Origin of the sequence: Streptomyces sp. NPDC058045 (assembly GCF_042885635.1) — a bacterium.
Taxonomy (GTDB): domain Bacteria; phylum Actinomycetota; class Actinomycetes; order Streptomycetales; family Streptomycetaceae; genus Streptomyces.
In genome coordinates this window covers 24,675-34,353 of sequence record NZ_JBHVRR010000054.1, presented here as the reverse complement: position 1 = coordinate 34,353, position 9,679 = coordinate 24,675, and the positions used below count along the sequence as shown (strand labels likewise).

The window sequence follows — 9,679 nt, the reverse complement described above, 5'->3', positions numbered from 1 at the left end:
ACGCACTCTCGCTGCACCGGCCAAACGCCCAAGTACGTCCAGTACGAGGGCGTCCGGCCGGCACACCGAGAGCACGCACCAGACCCCGCTCCTTGTTCCACGGAGATCCAAACGACACGGCCTAGAGTGCCGCTCATGCGCGCACCCATCGGAACCTTCGCGGCGGGCGCCGCCGCCCCGGCCGCCGACCGCCTCGGCGAGTTGATCGCACCCGTCGCCGAGGCGGTGCGGAACTGGCAAGGCCCGGTCCCCGCCGAGGAGTTGGTGCATGTCGACACCGACCCGGAGTGGGCCGACACCGCCGTCTTCGTCGAGCACTACGGGCAGGACCTGCTGGAGCGGTCCGCCAACTGCGTGGTGGTGGCCGGGAAGCGGGGCGGGGACACCACCCTCGCCGCCTGCCTGGTGCTCTCCACCACCCGGGCCGACGTCAACGGCCTGGTGCGCAAGCGGCTCGGTGTACGCAAGGCCTCCTTCGCGCCGATGGACACCGCGACCGGTGAGAGCGGTATGGAGTACGGCGGCATCACCCCCATCGGGCTCCCCGCCGGCTGGCCGCTGCTGATCGACTCCGCGGTGGCCGCGCTGCCGTATGTGCTGATCGGCAGCGGGCGGCGGCGCGGCAAGCTGATCGTGCCGGGCCGGGCCCTCGCCGGACTGCCGGGCGCGGAGGTCGTGGAAGGACTCGGCCGCTGAACTCCCGTACCCGGCACGGCCGTTGAGCCGGACCCGTAAGCCATGGGGTCAGAGGCCGCGGCCGATCTCGATCGCCGGGCAGCGGTCCATCACCATCTCCAGGCCCGCCTCCCGGGTGCGCCGGTAGGCGTCCTCGTCCACCACACCCAACTGGAACCAGACGGCCTTGGCGCCGATCGCCACCGCCTCGTCGGCCACCGCACCGGCCAGCGTGGAGTTGACGAACACATCCACCACATCCACCGGGAAGGGGATCTCGGCGAGCGTGGCGTACCCCTGCTCGCCGTGCACCGTCTCCGCCTTGGGATGCACCGGCACCACCCGCTTCCCCAGGCGCTGGAGCACCCGCGCCACCCCGTACGCGGCCCGCGCCCGGTTCGAGGAGAGGCCCACCAGCGCCCAGGTGTCACCGCTCTCCCGGAGGATCCTGCGCACACTCAAGTCGTCCTGATCAGCCATCCCGAGCCTCCCCGTTCGCCCGTGGTGGACCACGCCACCGTCCGACCGTCCCACTCTGTGCCAACAGGCCGCGTCCCGCACGGATTCCCGGCGCCTTCCGCTCGCCGTCTACGCTGGCCTGATGCAGGACGAGTACCGCACCGTGGCCCACGAGGGCGTGCACGAGACCGAGGTCAACCGCTCCCGCTTCCGGTGCGCCCTCGCCCCCGCGGCCAGTGAGGCGGAGGCACAGGAGTTCATCGCCCGGGTACGCCGCGAGCACACCGACGCCAGCCACCACTGCTACGCCTATGTCATCGGCGCGGACGGCGCGGTGCAGAAGGCGAGCGACGACGGCGAGCCGGGCGGCACCGCCGGAGTGCCGATGCTGCAGATGCTGCTCCGCCGCGACATTCGCTATGTCGTCGCCGTCGTCACCCGCTACTTCGGCGGGGTCAAGCTCGGCGCCGGGGGCCTGATCCGCGCCTACGGTGGGGCGGTCGGCGAGGCCCTGGACGCCGTCGGCACCCGCACCAGGCGCCGCTACCGGCTCGCCACCGTCACCGTCGACCACCAGCGCGCCGGTCGCCTCCAGAACGATCTGCGGTCCGCCGGGCGCAGCGTGCTCGACGTGGCCTACGGCGAGACGGTCACCCTGGAGATCGGCCTGCCCGACGGCGAGGTGCCCGCCTTCCGCGCCTGGCTCGCCGACGCCACCGCGGGCACCGCCTCCCTCACCCTGGGCGCGGAGGCGTACGGGTAGGCCGGACCCGGCGCCCGCCACCCAAGTCCCTTCGGGCGGCCGATATCCTGCCGGGATCATGAGGTTCTTGCACACATCGGACTGGCATCTCGGCCGCTCCTTCCACCGGGTGAGCATGATCGAGGCACAGGCCGGGTTCCTGGACCACCTCGTCACCGCCGCCCGGGAGCACTCCGTCGACGCGGTCCTGGTCGCCGGCGATGTGTACGACCGGGCGGTGCCCTCACTCGCCGCGGTGGAACTCTTCGACGACGCCCTGCACCGGCTGGCCGCCCTCGGCGTACCCACCGTGCTGATCTCCGGCAACCACGACTCGGCCCGCCGCCTCGGGGTCGGCGCCGGACTCCTCGGCCGGGCCGGCATCCATCTGCGGACCGACCCCCGGCACTGCGCCACCCCCGTCGTCCTCGCCGACCGGCACGGAGAGATCGCCCTCTACGGTCTGCCGTACCTCGAACCGGCCCTGGTCAAGGACGAGTTGGGCGCCCGGCGGGTCGGGCACGAGGCGGTGCTCGGGGCCGCCATGGACCGGGTGCGGGCCGACCTCGCCACCCGCGCCCCCGGCACCCGCTCCGTGGTCCTGGCCCATGCCTTCGTCACCGGCGGCCACTCCAGCGACAGCGAACGGGACATCACCGTCGGCGGGGTGGCCGCCGTGCCCACCGCCGTCTTCGACGGTGTCGACTACACCGCCCTCGGCCATCTGCACGGCAGCCAGCGGCTCACCGACCGCGTCCGCTACTCCGGCAGCCCCCTCGCCTACTCCTTCTCCGAGGCCGACCATCGCAAGAGCGTCTGGCTGGTCGACCTCGGCGCCGGCGGCACCCTCACCGCGGAACGCCTCGACACCCCGGTGCCCCGCCAACTGGCCAGGATTCGCGGGCGACTTGAGGACCTGCTCGCCGAGCCCGCACTGGAGCGGCACACCGGCGCCTGGGTGGAGGCCACCCTCACCGACCCGCACCGCCCCACCGAGCCCATGGCCCGGCTCGCCGCCCGCTTCCCGCACACCCTCAGCCTGGTCTTCGCCCCGGAACGCCCACCCGAGGAGGCCGGCCCGTCCTACGCCCAGCGCCTCGCGGGCCGCGACGACCAGCAGATCGCGGAGGACTTCGTGACCCATGTACGCGGCGCCGCCCCCGACCCGTACGAGCGGGCCGTGCTGCGGGACGCCCTGGACGCGGTGCGGGTGGACAACTCCCGCCGGGAGGTGGACCGTTGAGGCTCCACACACTGCGCGTCACCGCCTTCGGGCCGTTCGGCGGCACCGAGACCGTGGACTTCGACGCACTCTCCGAGGCCGGGCTGTTCCTTCTGCACGGCCCCACCGGCGCCGGCAAGACCTCCGTCCTGGACGCCGTCTGCTACGCTCTCTACGGCAGCGTCCCCGGCGAGCGGCAGTCCGGCCTCACCCTGCGCAGCGACCACGCCGACCCCGGCACCCGTACCGAGGTCCGCCTCGACTTCAGCATCGCCGGGCAGCGCCTGGAGATCACCCGGCAACCGCCCTGGCAGCGGCCGAAGAAACGCGGCACCGGCACCACCGTCGACAAGGCGTTCAGCGCGCTGCGCCAGTACCGGCCCGATGAGGGCGAGTGGCGTCAACTCAGCCGTTCCCACCAGGAGATCGGGGAGGAGATCGGGCGGCTCCTCGGGATGAGCAAGGAGCAGTTCTGCCAGGTGGTGCTGCTGCCGCAGGGCGACTTCGCGCGGTTTCTGCGGGCCGACGCGGAGGCCCGCGGCCAGCTCCTCGGCCGCCTCTTCGACACCCGCCGCTTCGCCGCCGTCGAACAGCACCTCGCCGCGCTGCGCAAGGCCGGTGAGAAGGCCGTCGCCGCGGAGGACGCGGCGCTGCTCGCCGACGCCCACCGGATGCAGCAGGCCGCGGGCGACACCCTGGAACTCCCGCTGCCCGAGGCCGCACCCGGCGACCCCGGCCTCGCCGCCGCCGTACTGGCCTGGGCCGCCATCGCCCGCGGCACCGCCCGCGAACACCGCGCCGCCGCCCACTCGGCCCTCACCTTCGCCGAAGCCGCCCGCACCGAGGCCGAGGCACGGCTCGCGGACGCCCAGGAGACGCACCGGCTCCAGCAGCGGCACGCCGAGGCTCTGGCCCGCGCCACCCGGCTGGACGTCGACCGGGAGCAAGTGCAGGCAGCCGAACGGGAGTTGGAGCGGTCCCGGCGGGCCGGCGCGGTCGCCCCCGCGCTCGCCCTGCGGGACACCGCGCGCCAGGAGCACCGTGCCGCCGCGGCCGCCGCCGCCCAGGCCCGCGCCGCGCTGCCCGCCGCACTCGCCGACGCCGGTACCGACACCCTGACCGCCGCCGCCCGCCGCGCCACCGAGGAACGCGGCCGGCTGGACGCCGCCCGCCGCGCCGAGCACCGCCTCACCGCCGTCCGCGAGGAACGCGCCGCACTGGACCGCCAGGACCAGGCCGACGAGGAACTCCGCCAGGACACCGAGACCTGGCTCGCCGCCTGGCCCGCCACCGAAGCCGCCCTCCAGGAACGGCTGGACACCGCACAGGACGCCGCCACCCGCGCCGAACACCTCACCGCCCGGACGGGCCCCGCCGAGGCACGCCTGGACGCCGCCCGCCGCCGCGACCGCCTCACCGAGGACACCGCCGCCGCCCACGCCCGGATGCTCACCGCCCGCGAACACGCCCTCGGCGCCCATGAGCACTGGCTGCGGCTGAAGGAGCAGCGCCTCGCCGGTATCGCCGCCGAACTCGCCGACCGGCTCACCGACGGCACCCCCTGCCCGGTCTGCGGGGCGGCCGACCACCCCGCCCCGGCCCGCCGCTCCGCCGGACACATCGACCGGGCCGCCGAGGACGCCGCCCTGGACGCACACACCCGCGCCGACACCGCCCGCCGCACCGCCGAGACCGCCCACGCCGACCTGCGGGCCGCACTCGCCGCCGCCACCGAGACGGCCACCGACACCCCGACGGAACAACTCGCCGCCGAACTGGCGGAGTTGAGGCAGGAACAGCAGCGGTTCCACCGCACCGCCGCCGGACTGCACGCCGCCCGCGAAGCCGTCACCGCCGCCCGCGCCGAGTACGACCGCCGGCTCGCCGCCCGCCAGGACACCGCGACCCGCGCCGCCTCCCGGGCCTCCCGCCGCGATCTGCTGGAGCAGGAACACACCCAGTTGGCGGCCGAGTTGGCCGAGGCCAGAGGAGACGCGGCCAGTGTCGCGGAACGGGCCGAGGCGCTCGGCCGGACCGCCGCCCGCCTCACCGGGGCCGCCGAGGCCGTCCGCCGCGACGAGGAGGCGGCCCGCCGCCTCAAGGACGCCGACGCCCGGCTCGCGGACGCCGCCTACCGGGCCGGTTTCGACACCCCGCACCAGGCGGCCGACGCCCTCCTCGACGACCGGGCCCACCGCGAACTCCAGCACCGCCTCGACCTCTGGCAGATCGAGGAGCGCACCGTACGCGCCGTCCTCGCCGAAGCCGCAACCTCGGCCGCCGCCGAACTGCCGCCCGCCGACCCGGACTTCGCCGCCGAAGCCGCCGAGGCCGCCGGACTGCGGCTGCGCCGCGCCGCCTCCGCCCAGGACGCCGCCACCCGCCGCTGCACCGAACTCGACCGGCTCTCCACCCGCGCCACCACCGCCGTACGGGCCTCCGCGGCCCGCCGCGGCGGGCATGAGCAGGTGGCCGGGCTCGCCGCGCTCACCGCCGGCACCTCCGCCGACAACGAGCACCGGATGCGCCTGGAGTCCTATGTGCTGGCGGCCCGGCTCGAACAGGTCGCGGCCGCCGCCACCGCCCGACTGGCCCGGATGTCCGGCGGCCGCTACACCCTGGTCCACTCCGACGACCGCGCCGGCCGGGGCCGCTCCGGACTCGGGCTGCATGTGGTGGACGCCTGGACCGGCCGGGAGCGCGACACCACCACCCTCTCCGGCGGCGAGACCTTCTTCGCGTCCCTCGCCCTCGCCCTGGGCCTCGCCGATGTGGTCACCGACGAGGCGGGCGGCGTCCGCCTCGACACCCTCTTCATCGACGAGGGCTTCGGCAGCCTGGACGACCAGACCCTGGACGAAGTCCTTGATGTACTCGACCAGTTGCGGGAACGTGACCGCAGCGTCGGCATCGTCAGCCATGTCGCCGACCTGCGCCGCCGTATCCACGCCCAACTGGAGATCGTCAAACACCGCACCGGTTCCGCGGTACGGCAGCGGTAGGCGCCGGCCCCCCAGTAAGCCGGGAAAAGGGGGGCCGGCGCGTCCGCGTCAGAGCTGCGACAGCTCGTCCACCAGGTCGTCCAGGCCCAGCGGGCCCTGCGACAGGGCCGCCATGTGCCAGGCCTTCAGGTCGAAGTCCTCGCCGTGGCGGGCGGCGGCCTGCTCGCGGCCCAGCAGCCAGGCCCGTTCGCCCAGCTTGTAGCCGATGGCCTGGCCCGGGATGGTCAGATAGCGGGTCAGCTCGCTCTCCACGAAGTCCGCCGGGCGGCTGCTGTGCGCACCGAAGAACTCCTGCGCCAGCTCCGGCGTCCACCGCTCACCCGGGTGGAACGGCGAATCCGCCGGAATCTCCAACTCCAGGTGCATCCCGATATCGACGATGACCCGCGCCGCCCGCATCATCTGCGCGTCGAGATAGCCGAGCCGCTGCTCCGCGTCGGTCAGGAAGCCCAACTCGTCCATCAGCCGCTCCGCGTAGAGCGCCCAGCCCTCCGCGTTGGCGCTCACCTGGCCCACGCCCGCCTGGTAGCGCGACAGGTCCTCGCTGACATGCGCCCACTGCGCCAGTTGCAGATGGTGCCCCGGCACCCCCTCGTGGTACCAGGTGGACACCAGGTCGTACACCGGGAAGCGGGTCGCGCCCATGGTCGGCAGCCAGGTGCGGCCGGGGCGGGAGAAGTCCTCCGAGGGCGCGGTGTAGTACGGCGCGGCGGCGCTGCCCGTGGGGGCGATGCGGGACTCTACCTTCCGTACCCGCTCGGCCAGTTCGAAGTGGGTGCCGTCCAGCTTCTCGATGGCCTCGTCCATCAGGCCCTGGAGCCAGGCGCGGACCTCCTCCACACCCTCGATATGCGTCCCGTGCTCGTCGAGATGGGCCAGCGCCACCCACGGTGTCTCCGCCCCCGGCAGGATCTTCTCCGCCTCCTGCCGCATCTCACCCAGCAGCCGGTGGTACTCGGCCCAGCCGTAGGCGTAGGCCTCGTCCAGGTCCAGATCGGTGCCGTTGTAGTAGCGGGACCAGCGGGCGTAGCGCTCCCGGCCCACCGTGTTCGGCGCGTCCGCCACCGCCGGGGCGTACACGTCGCGCATCCAGTCCCGCAGCGCGCGCACCGCCTCGTCGGCGCCGCCGGCCGCCTCGTCCAGCTCGGCGCGGAGCGCGTCGGGCCCCGCGGCGGCGAAGTCGGTGAACCAGCCGCGGCCCTCGCCGTCGATGTCGGCCCACTCGTCGAGCTGGGCGACGAAGGTGGCGGTGGGCCGCGGCGCGCCCCGCAGCCCGCGCTCAAGACCCAGCTCCAGCGACTCCCGGTACCCGCCGTACGCGCCCGGTACCGCCCGCAGACGCTCGGCGATCGCCCGCCAGTCCGCCTCGGTGTCCGCCGGGGTCACCGTGAACACCTCCCGCACCTCATGCGCGCGCGTGCCCAGATTGCCCACCTCGCGCAGGCCCTCCTGCGCCTCGTGCACCGCGAGCCCGGCGGTGAGCCGCTCCCGCAGCAGCCGGGCGCAGCGGCGCTCGGCGTCGCTGTCCGCGCCGGGCCGCCGCTCGGCCTCGGCCAGCTTCTCCAGGGCGCGGCGGGACAGCTCGGCATGGGCGTCGAGACCGGCGGGCGACAGATCGGGCAGCCGGCTGGAGCACTCCGGCACACCGAGGTAGGTACCTAGGGCGGGGTCGAGGGCCACCAACTCGTCGACATAGGCGTCGGCGACGGCCCGGGGCAGCGGATTCTTGGTCTCAGACTGTGGCATGGGGCCATCCTCGTATGCGGAGGCATACTCCGTCACGGGGATTCAACTCTCGGCGTAGCGCCCGGCGGGAGCAGCGGGCCGCACTCCCACTGCTGGAAGATCAGCCGGGTCTCCACCCTGGCCACCTCCCGCCGGGAGGTGAACTCGTCCAGCACCAGCCGCTGGAGGTCCGCCGCGTCCGCCACCGCCACATGCACCAGATAGTCGTCGGGACCGGTGAGGTGGAAGACGGTACGGGCCTCCGGCAGGGCGCGTACCCGGTCCACGAACGGGCCGACCAGCTCCCGCCGGTGCGGCCGCACCTGCACCGCCAGCAGCGCCTGGAGGCCGCGCCCCAGCTTCGCCGCGTCCAACTGCAGGCGGTGGCCCAGGATGACGCCGCTGCGGCGCAGCCGCGCCACCCGGTCCAGGCAGGTCGACGGCGCCACCCCGACCCGGGCGGCGAGATCCCGGTAGGTGGTCCGGGCGTCGTTCTGCAACAGGCCCAGGATGTGCAGATCAACCGGATCCAGTACGACCGGCTCGCTCATCGGCCGAACGTAGCACGGGAGTTGACCCCGGCGACCCGGCCGGTGTTCAGCCTGGGGGCATGGACTTCGACCCGTACCAGGAGGGCGCCGCCGCACCCGGTCCGCGCGCCCTGGCCACCGACGCCGTGCACGCCGGCCGCGAGGACCTCGCCGGACTCGGCCTGCACGCCCCGCCGATCGACCTGTCCACCACCTACCCCTCCTACGACAGCCGAGGCGAGGCCGCCCGGATCGACGCCTTCGCGGCCGACGGCGCCGAACCCGACGGCCCGCCGGTCTACGGCCGCCTCGGCAATCCGACGGTGGCCCGCTTCGAGTCCGGGCTCGCCCGCCTGGAGGGCACCGACTCCGCCGTCGCCTTCGCCAGCGGTATGGCGGCGCTCACCGCGGTACTCCTGGTGCGTGGCGCGGCCGGACTGCGCCATGTGGTCGCGGTACGGCCGCTGTACGGATGCAGCGACCATCTGCTCAACACGGGACTGCTGGGCACCGAGGTCACCTGGACCGATCCGGCGGGCGTCGCGGACGCCGTCCGCCCCGACACCGGTCTGGTCATGGTGGAGTCCCCGGCCAATCCGACGCTCGCCGAGATCGACCTGCGGGCGGTGGTGTACTCCTGCGGCGAGGTGCCGCTGCTGGTCGACAACACCTTCGCCACGCCCGTCCTCCAGCGGCCCGCCGAGTCCGGTGCCCGGCTGGTGCTGCACAGCGCCACCAAGTACCTGGGCGGCCACGGGGACGTCCTCGGCGGTGTGGTGGCCTGTGACGAGGAACTGGCCGGCCCGCTGCGGCAGGTGCGCTTCGCCACCGGCGGGGTGCTGCACCCGCTGGCCGGCTACCTCCTGCTGCGCGGCCTGTCCACCCTGCCGGTCCGGGTCCGCGCCGCGTCCGCCACCGCCGCCGAACTGGCCCGCCGCCTCACCGCCGACCCCCGGGTGGCGCGGGTGCACTACCCCCGGATCGGTGGCGCCATGGTGTCGTTCGAGCCGGCCGCCGGCCGGGAGCCGCACGAGGTGATCGCCGCGGTCCGGCTGATCACCCCCGCGGTCAGCCTGGGCAGCGTCGACACCCTGATCCAGCACCCGGCGTCCATCAGCCACCGCATCGTGGACCCGGCCGACCGCCACGGCTCGGGCGTCGGCGACCGCCTGCTGCGGATGTCGGTGGGCCTGGAGGACGTGGACGACCTCTGGCAGGACCTGGACCACGCCCTCGGCCCGGTACGCGAGTCGGTCCCCGCACCTCGGGCGGTGCGGGGCCGTCACACCTGATCGGGGCCCGCTTCCGCGTGGCTCCAACTGCC

General features: G+C 74.4%; 8 protein-coding genes. 5 read left to right on the top strand and 3 right to left on the bottom strand.

Annotated features, from left to right (window positions below):
* Positions 1-135: 135 nt before the first annotated feature.
* Entirely contained in the window at positions 136-696 is a 561-nt protein-coding gene (locus ACFVST_RS24935; RefSeq protein WP_390155807.1) for a YbaK/EbsC family protein, read from the top strand.
* A 48-nt stretch (positions 697-744) separates the two neighbouring features.
* Here ACFVST_RS24935 and ACFVST_RS24930 read toward each other — a convergent pair whose 3' ends face one another.
* Positions 745-1,155, bottom strand: coding sequence for a CoA-binding protein (locus ACFVST_RS24930; RefSeq protein WP_390155806.1), 411 nt, complete (start codon positions 1,153-1,155; stop codon positions 745-747).
* A 121-nt stretch (positions 1,156-1,276) separates the two neighbouring features.
* On the opposite strand from ACFVST_RS24930, the gene ACFVST_RS24925 reads away from it, so the two are divergent.
* From ACFVST_RS24925 to ACFVST_RS24915, 3 genes are read left to right on the top strand one after another with little or no spacing between them, the layout of a single operon-like run.
* Positions 1,277-1,897 (top strand): YigZ family protein, encoded by a 621-nt coding sequence (locus tag ACFVST_RS24925; RefSeq protein WP_390155805.1) that lies wholly within the window; start codon positions 1,277-1,279, stop codon positions 1,895-1,897.
* A 58-nt stretch (positions 1,898-1,955) separates the two neighbouring features.
* On the top strand, positions 1,956-3,119 hold the full coding sequence (locus tag ACFVST_RS24920) for an exonuclease SbcCD subunit D (RefSeq protein ID WP_390155804.1): 1,164 nt from the start codon (positions 1,956-1,958) through the stop codon (positions 3,117-3,119).
* Positions 3,116-6,100 (top strand): AAA family ATPase, encoded by a 2,985-nt coding sequence (locus ACFVST_RS24915; protein ID WP_390155803.1) that lies wholly within the window; start codon positions 3,116-3,118, stop codon positions 6,098-6,100. Before ACFVST_RS24920 ends, ACFVST_RS24915 begins: the two co-directional genes overlap by 4 nt.
* 48 nt (positions 6,101-6,148) lie before the next feature.
* Here the strand turns inward: ACFVST_RS24915 and ACFVST_RS24910 are convergent, their stop codons facing one another.
* Both ACFVST_RS24910 and ACFVST_RS24905 read right to left on the bottom strand, forming a co-directional pair.
* The gene (locus ACFVST_RS24910) at positions 6,149-7,846 is read right to left on the bottom strand and encodes a DUF885 domain-containing protein (protein ID WP_390155802.1); all 1,698 of its coding nucleotides are present in this window, start codon (positions 7,844-7,846) and stop codon (positions 6,149-6,151) included.
* A 32-nt stretch (positions 7,847-7,878) separates the two neighbouring features.
* Positions 7,879-8,376, bottom strand: a complete 498-nt coding sequence (locus ACFVST_RS24905; protein WP_390155801.1) for an Lrp/AsnC family transcriptional regulator — start codon at positions 8,374-8,376, stop codon at positions 7,879-7,881.
* A gap of 59 nt (positions 8,377-8,435) precedes the next feature.
* On the opposite strand from ACFVST_RS24905, the gene ACFVST_RS24900 reads away from it, so the two are divergent.
* Positions 8,436-9,647, top strand: a complete 1,212-nt coding sequence (locus tag ACFVST_RS24900; RefSeq protein WP_390155800.1) for a trans-sulfuration enzyme family protein — start codon at positions 8,436-8,438, stop codon at positions 9,645-9,647.
* Positions 9,648-9,679: the final 32 nt, after the last annotated feature.

Coding starts and splice junctions, on each gene's coding strand:
- ACFVST_RS24935 (WP_390155807.1), top strand. CDS start 136: ATGCGCGCACCCATCGGAACCTTCGCGGCGGGCGCCGCCGCCCCGGCC.
- ACFVST_RS24930 (WP_390155806.1), bottom strand. CDS start 1,155: ATGGCTGATCAGGACGACTTGAGTGTGCGCAGGATCCTCCGGGAGAGC.
- ACFVST_RS24925 (WP_390155805.1), top strand. CDS start 1,277: ATGCAGGACGAGTACCGCACCGTGGCCCACGAGGGCGTGCACGAGACC.
- ACFVST_RS24920 (WP_390155804.1), top strand. CDS start 1,956: ATGAGGTTCTTGCACACATCGGACTGGCATCTCGGCCGCTCCTTCCAC.
- ACFVST_RS24910 (WP_390155802.1), bottom strand. CDS start 7,846: ATGCCACAGTCTGAGACCAAGAATCCGCTGCCCCGGGCCGTCGCCGAC.
- ACFVST_RS24905 (WP_390155801.1), bottom strand. CDS start 8,376: ATGAGCGAGCCGGTCGTACTGGATCCGGTTGATCTGCACATCCTGGGC.
- ACFVST_RS24900 (WP_390155800.1), top strand. CDS start 8,436: ATGGACTTCGACCCGTACCAGGAGGGCGCCGCCGCACCCGGTCCGCGC.